18 protein-coding genes are annotated in these 18,788 nt (G+C 41.5%); 7 read left to right on the plus strand and 11 right to left on the minus strand.

Going from position 1 to position 18,788, the window contains the following annotated elements:
• The first annotated feature begins 1,116 nt into the window (after positions 1-1,116).
• Positions 1,117-1,488 (plus strand): DUF2237 domain-containing protein, encoded by a 372-nt coding sequence (locus tag RMZ95_RS33255; protein WP_322684623.1) that lies wholly within the window; start codon positions 1,117-1,119, stop codon positions 1,486-1,488.
• 181 nt (positions 1,489-1,669) lie between these two features.
• Here RMZ95_RS33255 and RMZ95_RS33260 read toward each other — a convergent pair whose 3' ends face one another.
• The 6 genes from RMZ95_RS33260 to RMZ95_RS33285 all read right to left on the minus strand — a co-directional run bounded on the left by RMZ95_RS33260 (position 1,670) and on the right by RMZ95_RS33285 (position 8,141).
• Positions 1,670-3,850 carry a response regulator gene (locus RMZ95_RS33260; protein ID WP_322684622.1) on the minus strand — a complete coding sequence of 727 codons (2,181 nt, stop codon included), beginning with the start codon at positions 3,848-3,850 and terminating at the stop codon, positions 1,670-1,672.
• Positions 3,851-3,854: 4 nt separating this feature from the next.
• Positions 3,855-4,427, minus strand: a complete 573-nt coding sequence (locus RMZ95_RS33265; protein WP_322684621.1) for a chemotaxis protein CheB — start codon at positions 4,425-4,427, stop codon at positions 3,855-3,857.
• 64 nt (positions 4,428-4,491) lie between these two features.
• On the minus strand, positions 4,492-5,355 hold the full coding sequence (locus RMZ95_RS33270; RefSeq protein WP_322684620.1) for a metal ABC transporter permease: 864 nt from the start codon (positions 5,353-5,355) through the stop codon (positions 4,492-4,494).
• A gap of 45 nt (positions 5,356-5,400) precedes the next feature.
• A complete protein-coding gene (locus RMZ95_RS33275; protein WP_322674947.1) occupies positions 5,401-6,180 on the minus strand; it encodes a metal ABC transporter ATP-binding protein in 780 nt (259 codons plus the stop codon).
• A 150-nt stretch (positions 6,181-6,330) separates the two neighbouring features.
• Positions 6,331-7,329: a metal ABC transporter substrate-binding protein gene (locus RMZ95_RS33280; RefSeq protein WP_322674948.1), complete on the minus strand. Its 999-nt coding sequence runs from the start codon at positions 7,327-7,329 to the stop codon at positions 6,331-6,333.
• Positions 7,330-8,000: 671 nt separating this feature from the next.
• The gene (locus tag RMZ95_RS33285) at positions 8,001-8,141 is read right to left on the minus strand and encodes a hypothetical protein (RefSeq protein WP_322684630.1); all 141 of its coding nucleotides are present in this window, start codon (positions 8,139-8,141) and stop codon (positions 8,001-8,003) included.
• Between RMZ95_RS33285 and RMZ95_RS33290 the strand changes: the two genes are divergently transcribed.
• The 5 genes from RMZ95_RS33290 (at position 8,123) to RMZ95_RS33310 (ending at position 12,703) form a co-directional block, all read left to right on the plus strand.
• Positions 8,123-8,623: a DUF2231 domain-containing protein gene (locus tag RMZ95_RS33290; RefSeq protein WP_322684619.1), complete on the plus strand. Its 501-nt coding sequence runs from the start codon at positions 8,123-8,125 to the stop codon at positions 8,621-8,623. The genes RMZ95_RS33285 and RMZ95_RS33290 overlap by 19 nt on opposite strands.
• On the plus strand, positions 8,620-9,237 hold the full coding sequence (locus RMZ95_RS33295) for a DUF2231 domain-containing protein (protein ID WP_322684618.1): 618 nt from the start codon (positions 8,620-8,622) through the stop codon (positions 9,235-9,237). The genes RMZ95_RS33290 and RMZ95_RS33295 overlap by 4 nt, the downstream gene beginning before the upstream one ends.
• Before the next feature lie 168 nt (positions 9,238-9,405).
• Positions 9,406-10,332, plus strand: coding sequence for a cytochrome c oxidase subunit II (locus tag RMZ95_RS33300; RefSeq protein ID WP_322684629.1), 927 nt, complete (start codon positions 9,406-9,408; stop codon positions 10,330-10,332).
• Between the two features lie 13 nt (positions 10,333-10,345).
• Positions 10,346-12,007 (plus strand): cytochrome c oxidase subunit I, encoded by a 1,662-nt coding sequence (gene ctaD / locus RMZ95_RS33305; RefSeq protein ID WP_322684617.1) that lies wholly within the window; start codon positions 10,346-10,348, stop codon positions 12,005-12,007.
• 93 nt (positions 12,008-12,100) lie between these two features.
• Positions 12,101-12,703, plus strand: a complete 603-nt coding sequence (locus tag RMZ95_RS33310; RefSeq protein ID WP_322674952.1) for a heme-copper oxidase subunit III — start codon at positions 12,101-12,103, stop codon at positions 12,701-12,703.
• Between the two features lie 115 nt (positions 12,704-12,818).
• Here the strand turns inward: RMZ95_RS33310 and RMZ95_RS33315 are convergent, their stop codons facing one another.
• From RMZ95_RS33315 to RMZ95_RS33325, 3 genes are all read right to left on the minus strand, one after another.
• Complete coding sequence (locus RMZ95_RS33315; protein WP_322674953.1) at positions 12,819-13,415, minus strand: hypothetical protein; 597 nt, start codon at positions 13,413-13,415, stop codon at positions 12,819-12,821.
• Positions 13,416-13,618: 203 nt separating this feature from the next.
• Positions 13,619-14,971: an OB-fold nucleic acid binding domain-containing protein gene (locus RMZ95_RS33320; RefSeq protein ID WP_322674954.1), complete on the minus strand. Its 1,353-nt coding sequence runs from the start codon at positions 14,969-14,971 to the stop codon at positions 13,619-13,621.
• Between the two features lie 225 nt (positions 14,972-15,196).
• Positions 15,197-15,322: a hypothetical protein gene (locus RMZ95_RS33325; protein WP_322674955.1), complete on the minus strand. Its 126-nt coding sequence runs from the start codon at positions 15,320-15,322 to the stop codon at positions 15,197-15,199.
• On the opposite strand from RMZ95_RS33325, the gene gatA reads away from it, so the two are divergent.
• Positions 15,321-16,781, plus strand: a complete 1,461-nt coding sequence (gene gatA, locus RMZ95_RS33330; protein ID WP_322684616.1) for an Asp-tRNA(Asn)/Glu-tRNA(Gln) amidotransferase subunit GatA — start codon at positions 15,321-15,323, stop codon at positions 16,779-16,781. The two genes, RMZ95_RS33325 and gatA, sit on opposite strands and share 2 nt — an antisense overlap.
• 105 nt (positions 16,782-16,886) lie before the next feature.
• Here the strand turns inward: gatA and RMZ95_RS33335 are convergent, their stop codons facing one another.
• Both RMZ95_RS33335 and RMZ95_RS33340 read right to left on the minus strand, forming a co-directional pair.
• The gene (locus RMZ95_RS33335; RefSeq protein WP_322674957.1) at positions 16,887-17,348 is read right to left on the minus strand and encodes a helix-turn-helix domain-containing protein; all 462 of its coding nucleotides are present in this window, start codon (positions 17,346-17,348) and stop codon (positions 16,887-16,889) included.
• Between the two features lie 419 nt (positions 17,349-17,767).
• Positions 17,768-18,788: Calx-beta domain-containing protein (locus RMZ95_RS33340; protein WP_409884449.1), on the minus strand; the 1,021-nt coding region annotated here is incomplete at its 5' end.

Consider the following 18,788-nt stretch of genomic DNA (forward strand, 5'->3'; position numbering starts at 1 on the left):
TGGTGATCCATTCGCAGAATCGATCCCATACATTGGCGCTTTGGCGCTGTTGTAAGGTTGTTGTCATTGTTTTATAAGTGCGATTTAATTCATGTATGAATCAGACGTGTTTGTTTTCGCCTGTGAAACTACTTTACACTGCTTTACAAAATTTAATCAAGTTTTATTACTACAGTAAAACTGATACGAGTTATCAGGTTTGCTTATTTAAAATCAAACAACGAGGCAAGAATACGCCAAAGCGATCTTTATATATAGCGGAATGGCACGCTTGTAAAGCCCAAAGACTTATTGTATCCTCGTTCCCAGCCTCCAGGCTGGGAATGAGTTTTGAGAGGCTCTGCCTCTTGTCAAGCTATGGAGGCGGAGCCTTCGAGGTTTCCCAGCTTGGAGGCTCTTAACCAGTTAGGGCAAGGGCTGTATCTTAACCAGCGTGCCATTCGCAAGTCTGACTTTTCACGTTATGTGGAAAAGCCAACGATTGACCTAACCCCCTAACCCCCTTCCCTATGAGGGAAGGGGGAAAATTCAAAGTCTCTTTCCTGAAGGAAGAGAGAAATAGAAGAGAGGTTTTCCAGATACCGTGAAAAGTCAGATTCGCAAGTAACCCTCTGTTCGCATAGCCTTTCGTAAAAAAGGGAACAAGAAATTCTGATGGTCAGAAGCCACTTCGATTTGTAAAGACTGGCTCCTTTATTACACCAATGAAAAACGACTACAAGTATTATTTGCTTACTTCTTTGGGAATAATAAGTTTGTATATTACCGCTATTCTAAAAAATTAACCCTCAGCTTACCACTGAGGGCTTTTTTTGTTTGGCAAAATGGCATATCTGTAAATTACAGGGTTGCTATGGTATTTGAGTAGGATACATTCCATGCGAAAGTACTGACTTGCATTACCCCTGGTAATTAGCCAGGGGTTTTTATTTTAACTGAGAGCGATCGCTCTTAGATATTCTGCTGAAAAATTTATTTTTAACGATTTTGAGTAAATAATTTTAGCATTCTCTGCTTTTGGGAATTAATTAGCGATCGCGATTTTTATTCAGCCAGAAAATTGACAATAAATATAAGCTTATATTAAGTGGAAAAATCAAGTACAACGAATTAACGATGACAGACGCTAAAAATGTAATCGATGGAAACCTAGAGGTTTGCTGTACTTCTCCCGTGACTGGGTTTTACCGCGACGGCTTTTGTCGGACAGGTGGTCAAGATTTCGGCTCCCATGTCATATGTGCCCAAGTAACATCAGAATTCCTGGAGTTTACCAAATCACAAGGGAACGACCTCAGCACACCTGTTCCTGATTTTAATTTTCCTGGATTGAAACCTGGCGATCGCTGGTGTTTGTGTGCTTCTCGCTGGCAAGAAGCTCTAGAAGCTGGTGTTGCTCCACCCGTAATACTTTCAGCAACCCATGCTAGAGCTTTGGAAGTAGTTTCTCTAGACGAACTGAAAAAACATGCTCTAAGTTCGTCTTGATTGGGGATTGGGGATTGGGGATTGGGGATTGGGCATTAGGGATTGGGCATTGGGCATTGGGCATTGGGAAAGAGGAGGCAGGAGGCAGAAGTTCTACAATGTTTGAATTTTGAATTTTGAATGCGTGAATTTTGAATTGATTTCTCCCCTGCCTCCCCTGCTTCCCCTCCCCAATTCCAAATCAACTCACTGGAACTTCCAAAGGCAGTTGTAATATATTGGCAACCGCAGAAATCAACTTATTGGGGTCAATTGGCTTAGATAAATGCTGCTGAAACCCAGCTTTTAGGGCTTTCAAGCGGTCTTCCTCTCGCGTGTATGCTGTTAAAGCGATCGCGGGGATGCGTCCACCTTTTTCTGGTTCTAAAGAGCGCAGTTTCCTAATCAGTGTATAACCATCTTGCTCTGACATACCGATGTCGCTAATCAGGATATCTGGTTTTGCTTGTTCAACTACTACTAGGGCTTCATCAACTGATGCTACCGCACTGGCAAAAGCCCCATACTCCTCAAACATAAAACTGAGAAAGTTACGGGTATCTGCTTCATCATCTACAACTAAAACTTTTAATCCAGCAAGGGGCGTCGATGCCACAGGGGAAGAAATTTCTCCTGTAGCTTCTCTACTCACCCTACTACCCTTATTATCTTGTAGAAGTGGTAGTCTTACAGTAAAGGTTGCTCCTTGTCCAGTACCTAAACTTTCGGCAAAGATCGCACCTTTGTGCAGTTCCACTAGATGACGGACGATCGCTAATCCTAGTCCTAATCCATTGTGCGATCGCGTTGTGGTACTGTCTGCTTGGCGAAAACGCTCAAATACTTTGGGTAAAAACTCGGAACTGATACCAACGCCCGTATCGATAACTTCAATTTGGGCGTACTGAGATTTTGGATTTTGGATTTTGGATTTTAGATTATTGCTTTCATCAGTATTTGCAGAGTCTAAATTTTCACTCTCAGATTCAAATCTCAAATTGTTCGACTGGCTTGTACTGATGGTTGTGGAAGTAGCGCCCACACCAAAGTCTGAAATCGAAAATCCAAAATGCTTTGATAGCCTAACCTCTACCCTGCCACCTTTAGGGGTAAATTTTATTGCATTAGTTAGTAGGTTCCAGACAATTTGCTGTAAACGGGCTGGATCGCCATAGACTGATCCTATGGAAGTATCCAGCAGAGTATTTAATTGAATCTCTTTTGGCTCTGCTAGGGGACGCACTGCCTCTAAAGCTGCTTCCATCACCGAGATTAGATTCACTGCCGATACGTTTAACCGCAACTGACCGCGGATAATCCGGGATACATCCAAAATATCCTCAATTAGTTGCATCTGAGATATGGCGTTACGTTCGATCGCCTCCAAGGCGCGAGAAGTGGCTTTTTCGTCAAGTTTCTTGGTGCGGAGGATTTTTGACCAGCCCAGCATTGAGGTTAGAGGCGTGCGGAGTTCGTGGGAGAGAACAGCTAGAAACTCATCTTTCATCCGATTTGCAGCTTCTGCTTCTTGTCTTGCCGTTTGTTCGCGAATCACTTGAGCGCGGACTTCTTCTGCTTGCTTGCGTTCGGTAATATCTTCAAGAGTGCCTACATAACCCAATAAGTCTCCTTGACTGGAAAGCATCGGTGATGAGCGAACTTGAACCCAACGAATATTACCATGAGCAGCCTGAAAGCGAAATTCTTCTGAGTATTCCCGACCTTCACAAATGTAAGCAGACCAACTAGCGATCGCTCGTTCTTTATCTTCTGGATGAACAGATTCCAGCCATCTCTTCTCTAAACTCTCTGCGGCTTTCAAGCCACAAATTATCTGATATCGGGGATTAGTATATTTACACTCACCTTCGGTATCAGTTTCAAAAATGCCAACGGGTGAGCAGGTACTTAGCGATCGGAATCTTTCTTCACTTTGCCTAAGTTCAGTATTCACAGCTACCAATTGCGCTGTTTGTTGCTTGATGGCTTCTGTTTTCTTAAATAGTTCTACAAATACGGTGACTTTAGAAGTCAAAATATTGGGGTCTAGTGGTTTGAGCAAATAATCAACAGCACCCAAGGCATAACCTTTAAACAGCATTTGGTCGCTGGTACTAAAGGCGGTAAGAAAGATAATTGGAGTGTGACGCGATCGCCCCCGATTGCGAATTAAAGTAGCAGTTTCAAAGCCATCCATCCCAGGCATTTGCACATCCAGCAAAATCACCGCAAAGTCTTGATGCAGCAGACACCTCAAAGCTTCTTCCCCGGAAGTAGCTCTCACGAGATTCTCCCCTAATTTTTCTAGGATTGCCTCTAGTGCCAGCAAATTTTCTAGTTTATCATCTACTAGGAGGATGTTGACTTTGCGTTCCATCTGCATCGGTTTATTTCGGTGATAATTGACAAAGCTTGACCATCTGGGAAGCAATGTTTGAGAGTGTCAAAATCCAGTCTACTTCAATAGCAGAAATTGCTGCCTCTGGCATAATGTCGCTTTCAGCTGTGGCAGGTTCTTGTACAATAGTAATTCCTCCCCGCGCTTTTATTTTCTTAAGACCTTGCATACCATCTTGGTTCGCTCCTGTCAATATTACACCAATAACTTCTTCTGTGTAGACATCGGCTGCCGACTCAAATAGCACATCAATAGATGGTCTAGCATAAGAAACAGGCTCATCAGTTGAAAGAGCAAAGTGACCTGGTTCAACCAGTAAATGATAATCTGCTGGGGCTATGTAGATATATCCCGGTAGTATTTCGTCCTTGTCTTCCACTTCGCGAATTTTCAACAAAGTGGATTCTTGTAATAAATCCTGGAGTGTGTTGCTAGACTCTTTATGACGGTGTTGTACAATCGCGATCGGTACAGGGAAGTCTGCTGGTAAATTGCCCAGGACAATTTTCAATGCTGATAATCCACCTAAAGAAGTACCAATTACCACAATTTTAAACGACACTTATTTCGCCCTCACACCTGTAGAATGGGGGTTACGTAAATAGCAAAGGGTATTTCATACTGAATCAGTCAGTGTTTTCTTGCTTCTTTGCTCTTACCAGTAACCCATGTTTAGGTGCAAAAATCATTGCTATGATAAACAACAAGGTTTGTAACACCACTATACAACCCCCAGTTGCACCATCGATATGATAGCTGATGTAAGTCCCCATAACACTAGAAAATACTCCAGATGCCATTGAAATTAGTATCATGTGGTCAAAACGGTCTGTTAATAAATAAGCCGTTGCTCCCGGAGTTACTAACATAGCTACAACCAAAATAATTCCCACTGTCTGAAGTCCGGCAACAGCAGTTAGCGAGAGTAATGATAGTAAAATATAGTGTAGCACTGCTGTATTCAAGCCAATGGAACGTGCATGAGTGGGGTCAAAACAAAATAATAGTAGGTCTTTGCGTAAAACAGCTATTGTTACTAAAGTAATTACGCTAATAATCACCGTTTGGATAATATCTTCATTAGAAATACCTAAGACATTACCAAACAAAATGTGCGTCAAGTCTACGCTGCTGGGAGTTTTGGAAACTAGTACTAAACCCAGAGCAAAAAATCCTGTAAATACAAGTCCAATTACAGTATCTTCTTTAATTCTCGTCTTCGCTTTGATATAACCGATCGCAATAACTGAACCCACTCCAAAAACAAAAGCACCCACAGCAAAAGGGATATTTAAAACATAAGCAATTACAACCCCAGGCATTACTGCATGGGAAACAGCATCTCCCATTAGTGCCCAACCTTTGAGGGTCATAAAACAAGATAAAACAGAACAAACCACTCCAACTAAGGCACTTACACAAATTGCCTTCACCATGAATTCATGCTGTAGGGGTGTAGTGAACCAGTCTAAGAATGCAAGAGTATTCATATTTTTATAACTTTAATCCAAGCAATATCAACTAAAAATTCTCAATCAATCAGATTCACCTTGATTTCCACGGATTAGCTGACTTTTGTTGAGAGACAAATCTCCAAGAGAACCGCCAAAAGTCCGTGAGAGATTCTCTTCTGTGAAAACTTCGGATGTATCACCATAAGCTAAAATTGTACGGTTAATGAGTACTACTTGGTCGCAGAAAGTAGTGATAGATGCTAAATCATGGGTAGAAATTAAAATTGTATGACCTTCTTCTCGCAATTCCAGCAATAAGTCAATCATCGCTTTTTCTGTTTTGATATCTACCCCAGTAAAAGGTTCATCTAATAATAAAACTGTTCCCTGTTGTGCCAAAGCACGGGCGAGAAAGGCACGTTTTTTCTGTCCCCCGGAGAGTTCTCCAATTTGGCGATCGCGCATCGACCACATTTGTACCCTCTCTAAACTCTCCCTTACCACTCTTCGATCGTTCGCCGATGGAATTCGCAGTATATTCATGTATCCGTAGCGTCCCATCATCACCACATCATGGACACTTACTGGAAAATTCCAGTCCACCTCTTCTGACTGTGGTACATAAGCGACCAAGCTTTTTTTCTGTACAGTCTTTATCGGTAAACCATTAATCAAAACCCTTCCTGTAACTGGCTTCAAAAAACCCATAATCGCTTTAAATAGGGTTGATTTACCACTACCATTCATCCCTACTAAACCACTGATTGAACCTGCTTGAATTTGCAAAGAAGCACCATGTAAAGCTACTTTGCCGTGGTAAGCTACTGTCAAATTTTCGACATCAATACTAATGGATTTCATTAAAAATCACCTCTAAAATTAATTAATAGTTTGTAGTGAGCGGCTTCAGCCCTCTTTCCAAAGACGTAACGTTTTCCAGAGAACAAAATCGGACTAAATTCGTTACTACAAGCTTATTTACAATAGTTAGATTTATTCTTGCATACTTGCTCATTTTTGCTCTAATCCCTGAGTTAGAGTATTAATATTACCTTCTAGCAACTTGAGATAAGTTGGTGCTGGCCCGTTGGCTGGAGACAGGGAATCAACATAAAACACTCCACCAAACCTTGCTCCTGATTCTCTCGCTACCTGACGTTGCGCTCCATCGTTAACTGTACTTTCACAGAAAACTACAGGTATTTTATTTTTTTTAACTAGATCAATGACTTTCTCTAGCTGTTTGGGAGTAGCTTGTTGTTCAGAGTTAACTGCCCAAAGATAAGCTTCTTTCAAGCCATAATCGCGGGTGACGTATGAGAAAGCGCCTTCACAGCTTACCATGTAGCGCTTGTCTGCTGGAACTACCGACACGGCTTTTCGCAGTTTCTGATCAACTTCGTTAATCTTTTGGCTGTATGCTTTGGCATTGGTGTTATAAGTCTCTGCATTCGCTGAGTCCAAATTAACCAATGCTTTACGAATATTCTCTACGTAAATTAAGGCATTTTCTGGTGACATCCAAGCATGGGGATTAGGTTTCCCTTTGTAAGCATCCTCCGCAATTTCAACAGGCTTAATTCCCTCACTTAAGGTAACGTGAGGGACATTAGGGACACTGTTATACAATTTCTGTGCCCAACGCTCTAAATTCAGACCATTATTCAAAATTAGGTCTGCTTTTTGCGCCCTCACCAAATCACTAGGAGTTGGTTCGTAACCATGAATTTCTGCCCCTGGTTTGGTCAAAGATTCAACAATCGCCTTGTCTCCTGCCACGTTTTGCGCCATATCTGCAATGACTGTAAAGGTGGTAAGAACTACTTTTTTACCTTTTTTATCTAGGTTGGTGTTAGTTGTGCCTGGGTTTGGACTTAACTGTGGTTGAGAATTGGAAATTGACGGGCTACACCCACTCAAACATAGCCACAATAGCAGCCCAGACCCTAAAGCCAATTTTTGCCCGTGCTGCGGTAGTTGCATCTGAAAGTTATTGATATTAAATCTCATTATAGCAATTTCATAATCTTCTCACTTTTGTTTCACTTTAGCAGAAGTAAGATAAAAATGAAAGAATTATGAAAATAATCTCAGAGCAAAAAAGCGAACCTATTGCAATAAACTGTATTTCTGAGTTCTGGCTTAACCATGATTCCTTACTTTTGTCTTTTTAAAGGTTTTTTTGAGTGATTCAAATATTTTTGTTATTTACATCACAAACAAATATTTTACTATTGTGAAATAACTTACAGACAAATATGATTTTTCGGCTTTTTTGTATTTAAAAAAATGCAAAAGTAAATACATTATGAAAATGCTTGTTTGTTAAAAAACTAACCTTTAAAAGTTTAATATTTATTGTTTTGACAATTCATAAAAATTTACTTAAGCTAAAGGATAGGTTAAGCAAATCAACAAACGACAGCGATTTGATTTAGCTACATCAAGAATTGCTGTTGCAGACTATTGGTATAAGGAAATGAATCAAAACAAAAATTATTCCATGTAGGCAATTTAACCAAATTTGGCTACAAAAAGCTAAGACATGATTAAGCGTATTGCACCGCGCAGATATTGAACAGAATTCGGTCAATTATGGATGGATACTTGTGGTGATGTTAGTGAGTATCCATAAATTATTGAAGCTTGACTAGCGATTTTAGATTTTTGATTAGGGTCTTCTAGTTTATATCTCGTCTGGGACGGAATAAATCTAAAAGACGCTCGCTAAGACTGCGCGATCGCCAATCCAAAATCCAAAATTTATTGACCAAAGTGCGGTATATATGCCCAGGAGAAGACGATGCTTGAGTATTTGACATCTTTGAACGACCACAATTTGCCCTATCCAGATACGATTCATCCCATCGTTGTCCACTTCGTAATTGCGATGGTGTTGTTTTCCTTCTTCTGCGATGTAATTGGCTATTTTACTGGTAAATCCGGTCTTTTTGAGGTGAGTTGGTGGAATATGTTAGTTGCCACGATCGCCATCTTCGTTGCGATCATTTTTGGTCAGTTTGAAGCAGGATTAGCACAGCCTTACAGTTTAGCGAAATCGGTGCTGAATTTGCATACGCTAATTGGTTGGTCGCTTTCAGGAATTATCACAGCGATTACAGCTTGGCGCTATGTAATTCGTGCCCGCAATCCTAAAAAAGTACCGATTTATTATTTGGGAGCCGGACTAGTTTTAACCCTAATAGTTGGCTTACAAGTATATCTCGGAGATGAGCTTGTTTGGGTATATGGATTGCATACCGTGCCAGTTGTGGAAGCAGTAAAGGATGGTGTGTTGCGATGAACTCAGAATTAATTGACCAATTGAACGGTTCTTTAGGTGCAAACGGATTACCTTACACCATTCCCATTCATCCCAACTTAGTGCATCTGACAATAGGTTTGTTCATCATTGCGATCGCTTTTGATATCGTTGGTGTTCTGTTCCCCTTTGAAAAATGGGTTTTCAAATTGTTGGCAATTACTGTCGAACGTGACAACTTATTTGCTGTTGGCTGGTACAACATGTTAGCTGCCAGCATCATCACATTTTTCACAGTGGGAGCAGGCTTTTACGAAATGCTGTTGGCAACACCACCAGCTGATATGAAGAGTGCCTGGGGATTGCAGGCAATGGAAACTATGCTTTGGCATGGTGTGGGTGGTGTGTTCTTATTAGCGCTGATTGTTGGTATGACCATCTGGAGAGCATGGCAGCGCTTCGTTTGGGGCAGACAAGAATATAAACATACAGATAGAGAAGTGCAATGGATCTATCTGTTCGCAGGCATAGGAATCATGTTCATTATGTACATCCACGGCACACTAGGAGCGCAACTAGCCACCGAATTTGGCGTACACAATACCGCAGATAGTTTGCTGCGATCGCACCAAGACCTCAACACAATACTCAAATAAGTCATTTGTCATTTGTCCTTTGTCCTTTGTCATTTGTTTAGAGTTACTAACGATCAACCAATAACTAATGACTAGTGACCAATGACCAATAACTAATGACCAATGCCCCATGCCCCATGCCCAATGACCAATGACCAATGACTAATGACTAATGACTAATAACCAATGATGAAAATCCAGAAGATTTTAAATATTTTGACGCTGCTTACAGGCGCGATCGCAGTGACTGTTACGAGTCTCTGGATCGGGAAGCAGGCTTACTTTTGGCTTCCCCCCCAAGCAGCAGCCGAATCCCTACTAATTGATGATTTGATTAGCTTCTTAGTAACCCTCGGTGCTTTCATTTTCTTGGGAGTAACAAGTACTTTAATGTATTCTGTGATCTTCCATCGGGCCATCAAAGATGACTTCACTGACGGCCCCCCAATTCATGGCAATGTCACCTTAGAAGTTGTCTGGACAGCAATCCCAATTCTTTTGGTGTTTTGGATTGCGGGTTACAGCTACCAAGTTTACGAACAAATGGGGATTCAAGGCCCATCGGAATTAGTTCATTTGCATAATCCGCTAGCAATGCAATCGGCTCATGCAGAACCAAATAATGCACCAGCTAGCGCTTTAGCGGAACCTGTAGAAAAAATCGACGTACTAGCTAAACAGTGGGCGTGGGTTTTTCATTATCCCGAAAAAGATATTACCAGTACCGAATTGCATTTACCAAGCGATCGCCGGATACGTTTAGCACTGAAATCACAAGACGTTCTCCACGGCTTCTATATACCTGCATTCCGCCTCAAGCAGGATATTATTCCCAACCATGCGATCGACTTTGAATTTACTCCCATCCGCGCCGGACAATACCGATTGACCGATTCTCAATATAGTGGTACATACTTTGCGACGATGCAGGCAAATGTAGTCGTCGAATCTCCTGAAGATTATCAGCAATGGCTAGCACAAGCTGTAACCCAAAAGCCATCCGTAGCAAATAATCAAGCAGCTTCTGAGTATGTCCAAACATCCAATCAATCAGTCCAAACTGGTTGGGTTACAGTTCCACCTGCTGCACCTCCTCTAGTCAATTCACCTGGTTGAAAGGAAAGTAACCATGACTAATGTTCCTATTGAAGGTATCCTTCTCCCTGATGAGAAGCATAACCACGAATCTCCAAGTAATTGGAAAGAATACTTCAGCTTTAGTACCGACCACAAGGTAATTGGTATCCAGTATCTCGTTACCTCATTTTTCTTCTTTCTCGTTGGCGGTATCTTTGCGATGGTGATGCGGGGAGAACTGATGACACCCGAATCAGATTTAGTCGATCGCACCATCTACAACGGTATGTTCACCATGCACGGCACTATAATGCTGTTTTTGTGGACATTTCCCTCACTGGTTGGTTTTGCCAACTATTTAGTACCCCTGATGATTGGGGCGCGAGATATGGCATTTCCCCGCCTCAACGCCGTCGCCTTTTGGATGGTGCCAGTAGTCGGGATTATCATGATGGCTAGCTTCTTTGTCCCTGGTGGCCCAGCCCAAGCCGGCTGGTGGTCTTACCCGCCAGTCAGTCTCCAGAATCCCACAGGTAACTTGATTAATGGTCAAGTTCTCTGGCTCTTAGCGGTGGCAATATCCGGCGTATCCTCAATTATGGGGGCAGTCAACTTTGTCACCACAATCGTGAAGATGCGGGCCCCAGGAATGGGCTTCTTTCGGATGCCCTTGTTTGTCTGGGGAGTATTTAGCGCCCAGATTATCCAACTATTCGGACTACCTGCATTGACAGCTGGTGCGGTGATGTTGCTACTTGACCTCACAGTTGGCACCGCCTTTTTTGACCCAAGCAAGGGTGGGAATCCAGTCATGTTCCAGCATTACTTCTGGTTCTACTCCCACCCCGCCGTTTACGTGATCATTCTGCCTGTCTTTGCGATTTTTTCAGAAATCTTTCCAGTTTATTCGCGTAAACCTCTATTTGGTTACAAAGTAGTTGCTATTTCATCCATCTTGATTGCAGGAGTAAGCGGCATTGTTTGGGTACACCACATGTACGTCAGTGGTACATCAGGCTGGATGCGGTTGATTTTCATGCTGACGACGATGTGTGTGTCTGTACCCACAGGAATTAAAGTATTTGCTTGGGTAGCAACTATTTGGGGCGGTAAACTGCGACTAAATACCCCCATGCTGTTTGCCTTGGGCGGATTAATCATGTTTGTCTTCGCAGGAATCACAGGCATTATGCTTTCCTCCGTGCCCGTTGATGTCCACGTTAACAATACCTACTTTGTAGTGGGACACTTCCACTACGTCCTCTACGGCACCGTGACGATGGGCTTATTTGCTGCCATCTACCACTGGTTCCCCAAAATGACTGGGCGAATGTACTCCGAAAGCTGGGGTAAAATCCACTTCTGGTTAGCCTTCATCGGCACCAACCTCAACTTTTTGCCCATGCACCCATTAGGATTGCAAGGGATGTTACGCCGAGTTGCTTCCTACGCCCCAGAGTATCAATTCTGGAATATCATCGCCAGCCTCGGCGGATTTCTCTTAGGAATGTCCACCTTGCCCTTCATCTTCAACATGGTGATTTCTTGGATGCAAGGCGAGAAAGCACCCGCTAACCCTTGGCGAGCAATTGGACTAGAGTGGTTAGTTTCTTCACCCCCCCCAGTAGAAAACTTTGAAGAAACTCCCATCATCATCTCCGAACCCTACGGCTACGGCAAATCAGAACCCCTAACAGCCAACCTCCCAGAATAACGCCAACCATCGGGAAGACGCAAAAACCCTCCGCGTACCTCTGCGCTTCCCTTTGCGTTACTTTGCGTTTCAAATTCCCCCTCAAAAAGCAAAATGGACAGCTATATCAATACCGAAGAATTGCACCATACAAGCGCAGAACACAGTCACGACGAAGAAGGCAACAAAATGTTTGGCTTCATTGTCTTCCTACTGTCAGAAAGCGTCATTTTCTTAAGTTTTTTCGCTGGATATGCCATCTACAAAACAACAACCCCTAACTGGCTACCGGCTGGTGTTTCTGGACTAGAAGTAAAAGAACCGGCAATCAACACAGTAATTCTTGTCGCTAGTAGCTTTGTCATTTACTTAGCAGAACGCGCCCTTCAACGCCACGACTTAGTGAAATTTCGCCTGTTCCTCTTGGCAACAATGGCAATGGGAACTTACTTTTTAGTTGGCCAAGCGATTGAATGGAACGGCCTCGCCTTTGGTTTCACCTCCGGGGTATTTGGTGGAACATTCTATCTACTTACAGGCTTCCACGGCTTGCACGTATTCACTGGTATCCTGTTGCAGTTGATAATTTTGGTACGTTCTTTCATCCCTGGCAACTACGATACAGGTCACTTCGGCGTCAATGCAACTTCATTGTTTTGGCACTTCGTCGATGTTATCTGGATTATTTTGTTTGTCCTTATCTATGTTTGGCAGTAAAGATTGATGGGAAGGAAAACCCAGATAATTTCTCTGGGTTGGTGTATGTGGCATTGTTAATTACTTTTATGCCCCATACACCATTCACTGTAATAACTATAATTTGGGTCTTGTATCAACCTTTCAAATTCACCTTTTCCTCAAACTTTGATCCATCTTGATGAGATAAAATTTTTCCACTACTGTGATAACTTCTTCGCCATTGTTCGAGCTTATCTATAGATATTGATTTAGATGTGACATTCACACCATTTCCTCGCCAAGCAACTTCTGCATCTGTTGTGAAAACCCCGCACTCTAATTGATCTAGCCTCATATTCCAATATTCGCTAAATCGACCTTTTAAAGTAATAACTTGCTCAAATACCTTGTTTCTATGCTTATTTCGCCTTTTTCGTTCCGTTGCTCCAGTTGCTTCTGTATCAATAAACTTAGTTTCAATTAAAAACAGACTACCTTTAAAGGTCAGGAAGACAAAATCACACTTTCCTAAATCTGTATAATCTGAAATTGGAGATTTTTCAAACAATAGCAATTCAGCGCACGAGGGAAACAATTCTTTAATATTCAGAAATAAATAAGCTTGCAATAGAAGTTCCTTATCATAAGGAAACAAGATTACTCCTTCAAAAAATTTTTGAATGTCATCGTGAGTTTGGGGTTGAATTTTTTTACAGTATGAAACAAATCTATGTAGCTCGTTGACGATCATCAAGTTCTAACTCCTTCCCCCAGTCGCAGCCTTAAGGGTATTAGCATCAAAAGATACCACTCTCTCAAGGAAATTATCATCCGCATAAGTAACTAAAAAAACCGATGAAAATCCTCAATACTTAAGACAATTTACTGTTGACAGTTCAATAAAACTAATTTTTAAGCTGCTTTTCAGTATTGGTGGATTTTTTACTTCTGGTGTCAGCTACCAGTCAGTGATTTTATATGAGCAGGAAAACTGGCATTTTGCAAAGCTTGAACAGTTATTCGAGAATCTTGTACGCAAAATTGCCAACCTAAGCGAACAAGTTTACGAGAAGTTTCAGTTTGAATAATTCCAATCACTGGCATTTTTGCCTTTTCTTTGTCTACTGAATGGTCTTGTAAAATCGTTTTCAAGCGATGTAAATCTTCCATATTACCTGCTTGCTGGGGATTTAATTCCACCATTACCATTTGTACTGTTTCCACTGGTTCTGCATCTTCAAGAATAAATTGAGTTTGCTCGTCACGTCGGTCTACTTTTCCCCAAATAATCAATCTAGTATCAACTTGGAGTAGGGAACTAATGCGTTCATAAGTTTTCGGAAAAACTACAGCTTCTAATTGTGTAGTTAGGTCTTCTACTTGCAAGATCGCCATCTGATCGCCTTTTTTCGTCACCACTTTTTTGACGTTATTCAACATGACAACTGCACAAAGCCGTGTATCTTCCCTTTGTTCTCCTAGTTGCGAAAGGTTAATTGGAGTCAAAAGTGGTGCTATTTGCCGTAAGGATTTCAGTGGATGATCTGATACATAAAAGCCTAATAATTCTTTCTCCATCTGCAACTTTTTCTGTGGGGGTAAATCTGTCACAGGTTTAGATTTTGGAGCAGTTTCAAAGGCATTATTTGCTCTTTTATTCTGAGTCGAAGAAAAGCCGTCGCCCAATAAATCAAATAGATTCCCTTGACCGCTAGCTCTATCTTTCGCACGAGATTGTGCCCAATCATACACTAATTCTGAGTCGTTAATTAACTGTTGGCGGTTGGATTCAATTTTGTCAAAGGCTCCACAGTAAATCAGCGACTCCAGAGTGCGGCGATTAACAGCACGCAAATCCACGCGATCGCAAAAATCTGCGAGTGATTTAAACTCTCCTGTCTCATTTCTCGCTGACAAAATAGAAGCGATCGCATTTTGTCCCACGTTACGCACCGCCGAAAATCCAAACAGAATCTTGCCTGCCGTTGGCGTAAAATCAACACCAGAACGATTAATATCTGGTGGATCTATGGATATCCCCATATTTGTACAGTTAGTAATGTATCTCTGTACCTTATCGGTATCACCACTGTTAGCTGTTAACAGTGCCGCCATATATTCCAATGGGTAATTAGCTTTTAAATATGCTGTTTGATATGTTACATAACCATAGGCTGTCGAATGGGATTTATTGAAACAATTAGCAGCTATTAAGCCATTTTTTATGGTAAAATTATGGTCACGCTCCACCCCAATGTCATAAACATTTTGTTTGCCTAAATATTTACGTGTGGCTATTTTTATCATCCTACCTTACCTCGAAAAATTTTGTGGAATTGAATAAAATTATGAAGTTTGTAGTATTAATAAGGTTGTAATACAAAATTATATCATTAGAAAACACTGCTGTACTCTTACACAAAAGTAGCCAATATATAAAAACTTTGACAAACTATTCAGTAGACGGTTGATAGCCATGTATTTGCTATTTAAAAAAACCTATTAAACACATTTCAATACATATTAATCCGCTTAGTCAGATGAATGGGGAATGGCAAGCAGAGGAGAATAAGCAATGCCCAAAGTCCAATAACCAATACCCAATTTTGACCAATATGTACTAGAATCAATGATTTGAGTCACAAAGAGAGCAATCATGGCATCCATCCGCGAGTTGCACCAACAGCTAGTTAAAAAAGAACGTTCTGCCGTTGAAATTACCCAAGAAGCTTTAGAGCGCATTCAAGCGTTAGAGCCGAAATTGCACAGCTTTTTATGTGTGACGGCAAATCGAGCATTAGAGCAGGCAGGTGCTGTGGATGCCAAAATTGCCGCAGGAGAAGAAATTGGGCTGCTGGCGGGCATTCCTGTGGGTATTAAGGACAATATGTGTACCAAGGGGATTCCTACCACCTGCGCCTCCCGGATTTTGGAAAATTTTGTGCCGCCTTATGAATCAACGGCGACGCAAAAACTGGCAGATGCTGGGGCGGTAATGGTAGGCAAAACCAACTTGGATGAGTTTGCAATGGGTAGTTCCACTGAAAACTCTGCCTATCAAGTCACGGCTAATCCTTGGGATTTGTCACGAGTTCCAGGTGGTTCTTCTGGGGGATCGGCGGCGGCGGTGGCAGCTCAAGAATGTGTAGTTGCTCTCGGTTCTGATACTGGCGGTTCGATTCGCCAACCTGCATCTTTCTGCGGTGTGGTAGGAATGAAACCTACTTATGGTTTGGTTTCCCGTTATGGTTTGGTGGCTTACGCTTCATCTTTGGATCAAATTGGGCCATTTGGAAACACGGTAGAAGATGCGGCAATATTATTAAGTGCGATCGCAGGTTACGATCCCAAAGACTCTACCAGCCTGAAAGTTCCCATTCCCAACTATGCTGCTAGCTTAAAACCAAACTTCAAACCCAGAGGTCAGCTAAGAATTGGTATCATTAAAGAAACTTTTGGTGAAGGTTTAGACTCTGTAGTGGAACAAGCTGTTACCAAAGCAGTAGATCAACTACAAAGTTTGGGAGCCGAAATTCATATAATTTCCTGTCCCCGCTTTCGCTATGGCTTACCCACCTACTACATCATCGCCCCATCAGAAGCATCAGCAAACCTAGCTCGTTACGATGGCGTTAAATATGGGTATCGCGCTCCTGATGCAGATAATCTGTTATCAATGTACACTCGTACCCGTGCCGCTGGTTTTGGTACAGAAGTCAAACGCCGAATTATGATTGGCACTTACGCTCTTTCGGCTGGCTATTATGACGCTTACTATCTGAAAGCGCAAAAAGTCCGTACTTTGATTAAGCAAGACTTTGAAAAGGCTTTTGGCGCGGTTGATGTGTTAGTTTGTCCCACATCTCCCACTACAGCATTTAAAGCAGGGGAAAAAACTACTGACCCCTTGAGTATGTATTTAAATGACTTGATGACTATTCCTGTAAATCTTGCTGGTTTACCCAGTTTGAGTTTGCCATGTGGTTTTGACGACCAAGGGCTACCGATAGGATTGCAGCTAATTGGCAATGTGCTGCGAGAAGACCAACTGTTTCAGGTAGCTTACGCTTATGAACAATCTACTACTTGGCATCTGCGTAAACCCCAAATATCTTGAAAATTGTCATTTGTCATTGGTCATTTGTCATTAATTATTAATTCTTTTCTTTTACTTGGTACAGACGCGATTAATCGCGTCTTTCCACTCCCTCTATGTTTTTGGTCATTTGTTAGTCTGATTACTGACTATTGACTGTTGATTATTATTTTCTGGAGTCAGAGATTCAGCTGTCAGTTGTGGATTAAGTATATGAAGAAGACCAGCAGATGCACCAACCAATAATAAAATATAGGTCAGAACAAGAGGTATGTATGTATTTTGTTTATTGTCTGAGTGGCGAGCATTTTTAGAGTCTTTACAGACAACATTGGTTATAAGGCTGTACGATAAAGCATTTCCATCCAGCCCTAAAGCATCTCCATAACGACGGATGAATCCTTGCAGAAAAATCGGCTCAGGCAATTCTTCAAATCGATCTTCTTCTAAGGCTTGCAAAATACCTACTCGAAGCATTGTCTGAGAGGCTATTTCTTCTATGCGAATAGATTTTTCTTGTCTTACTTGTCGCAAGCGTGTGGTTATTTCCTTTAGTTGCTCTACTTGAGCTTCATTTAAGAGCGTCACAGTCTTCTCCTGTATGGGCTAATTCTACTATTCATTGAGAAGACTTCGATCCGCATACGTAATTTTACTGAATATTTGATTTTCGGATAAATTTTTTTGATAATGGCTTAATACTGTATTTTAAAATGCTAGTCGAACTTTAACTACGTGAATATTTAGTTGTATTTAATACTTTATTTTATAAAAATTTGGTTGGATAAATCAAAAATCTGTAATTTATAGCACAAGTATTTTACCAACGGCTACTCTGGGCTGGGATAATTGCAGCGATCGCTAATGTTCTGTTCAATAGACCTCTTGCAAAATATATTTTTGCAAGAGAGGGAAAAGGGACTCATGTTAAAGGGAAAGGATTTTGAGTTTCTTTACCCTTTTCCCCTTCCCCTTTACCCCGACTTTTGCAAGAAGTCTAATAACGATTAGTCATCATTCTTGATTGTGCCAACTCCTTGGTGATTATTAAATATGGCATTTGCTGCACCATAGATATTGACAAAAAATGTTTCATTGGACTCAACTTTATTATCACCTCTGACGCCAATACTAATCACTTTGCTAGTTTCGCCAGGGTTGAAAACAATTGTCCCTAAACCAAAATTATAATCCGAGTCAGATTCTTTAGCGGTACCATCACTCGTACTGTAATTTACGGCTATCGGTTGATAGAATTCATTCGAGAGAGTGACGACAAAATTAGCATTAGTTGTCATCCCTGTTGTGCCTTCTTTGACTGATACATCTGCAATGCTAATGGCTGGAGGTTGGTCATCATTTATGATAGTAGCCACTCCCAAGCTATCAGTAATCGTGGTGTTTGTAGCACCGAAGAGATTGACGGAAAATGTCTCGTTAGTTTCAGCTTTGTTATCACCTATGACACCAATAGCAAGAGTTTTGGTAGTTTCGCCAGGATTGAAAACGATTGTCCCGGAAGCAGGGTTGTAATCAGAGTCAGAAACTTTAGCAGTGCCATCACTAGTGTTGTAATTTACAGTAACCTGCTGTAAACTCGCTGCGGAGAGAGTGACGATAAAGTTAGCATTAGTTGTTGTGCCTGTGTTACCTTCAGCAATTGAGACATCCGAGATACTGACAGTTGTTGGGTTGTCATCATCAATGATGGTAGCCACTCCTAAACTATCTGCGATCGCGGCATTTGTTGCACCCAAAAGATTAACAGAAAATGTCTCGTTGGCTTCACTTTGGTTATCGCCTAAAACACCAATGCTAAGAGTTTTGCTAGTTTCACCAGGAGCGAAAATAATTGTTCCTGAATCAGAATTGTAATCAGAGTCAGAAATTTGAGCAGTGCCATCACTCGTGTTGTAATTTACAGTAATCTGCTGATAACTGGCATTGGAGAGAGTGACAACAAAGTTGGCATTAGTTGTTGTGCCTGTATTGCCTTCAGAGACTGAAACATCCGAGATGCTGATAGTT

Origin of the sequence: Nostoc sp. DedQUE07 (genome assembly GCF_034530975.2) — a bacterium.
GTDB lineage: Bacteria > Cyanobacteriota > Cyanobacteriia > Cyanobacteriales > Nostocaceae > Nostoc.

What these genes read in the sequence shown, in the direction of transcription:
- ctaD (WP_322684617.1), top strand. Translation starts at nt 10,346, where the DNA reads ATGACTAATGTTCCTATTGAAGGTATCCTTCTCCCTGATGAGAAGCAT.
- RMZ95_RS33255 (WP_322684623.1), top strand. Translation starts at nt 1,117, where the DNA reads ATGACAGACGCTAAAAATGTAATCGATGGAAACCTAGAGGTTTGCTGT.
- RMZ95_RS33325 (WP_322674955.1), bottom strand. Translation starts at nt 15,322, where the DNA reads ATGATTGCTCTCTTTGTGACTCAAATCATTGATTCTAGTACATATTGG.
- RMZ95_RS33260 (WP_322684622.1), bottom strand. Translation starts at nt 3,850, where the DNA reads ATGCAGATGGAACGCAAAGTCAACATCCTCCTAGTAGATGATAAACTA.
- RMZ95_RS33280 (WP_322674948.1), bottom strand. Translation starts at nt 7,329, where the DNA reads ATGAGATTTAATATCAATAACTTTCAGATGCAACTACCGCAGCACGGG.
- RMZ95_RS33275 (WP_322674947.1), bottom strand. Translation starts at nt 6,180, where the DNA reads ATGAAATCCATTAGTATTGATGTCGAAAATTTGACAGTAGCTTACCAC.
- RMZ95_RS33315 (WP_322674953.1), bottom strand. Translation starts at nt 13,415, where the DNA reads ATGATCGTCAACGAGCTACATAGATTTGTTTCATACTGTAAAAAAATT.
- RMZ95_RS33310 (WP_322674952.1), top strand. Translation starts at nt 12,101, where the DNA reads ATGGACAGCTATATCAATACCGAAGAATTGCACCATACAAGCGCAGAA.
- RMZ95_RS33290 (WP_322684619.1), top strand. Translation starts at nt 8,123, where the DNA reads ATGCTTGAGTATTTGACATCTTTGAACGACCACAATTTGCCCTATCCA.
- RMZ95_RS33270 (WP_322684620.1), bottom strand. Translation starts at nt 5,355, where the DNA reads ATGAATACTCTTGCATTCTTAGACTGGTTCACTACACCCCTACAGCAT.
- RMZ95_RS33300 (WP_322684629.1), top strand. Translation starts at nt 9,406, where the DNA reads ATGAAAATCCAGAAGATTTTAAATATTTTGACGCTGCTTACAGGCGCG.
- gatA (WP_322684616.1), top strand. Translation starts at nt 15,321, where the DNA reads ATGGCATCCATCCGCGAGTTGCACCAACAGCTAGTTAAAAAAGAACGT.
- RMZ95_RS33295 (WP_322684618.1), top strand. Translation starts at nt 8,620, where the DNA reads ATGAACTCAGAATTAATTGACCAATTGAACGGTTCTTTAGGTGCAAAC.
- RMZ95_RS33285 (WP_322684630.1), bottom strand. Translation starts at nt 8,141, where the DNA reads ATGTCAAATACTCAAGCATCGTCTTCTCCTGGGCATATATACCGCACT.
- RMZ95_RS33320 (WP_322674954.1), bottom strand. Translation starts at nt 14,971, where the DNA reads ATGATAAAAATAGCCACACGTAAATATTTAGGCAAACAAAATGTTTAT.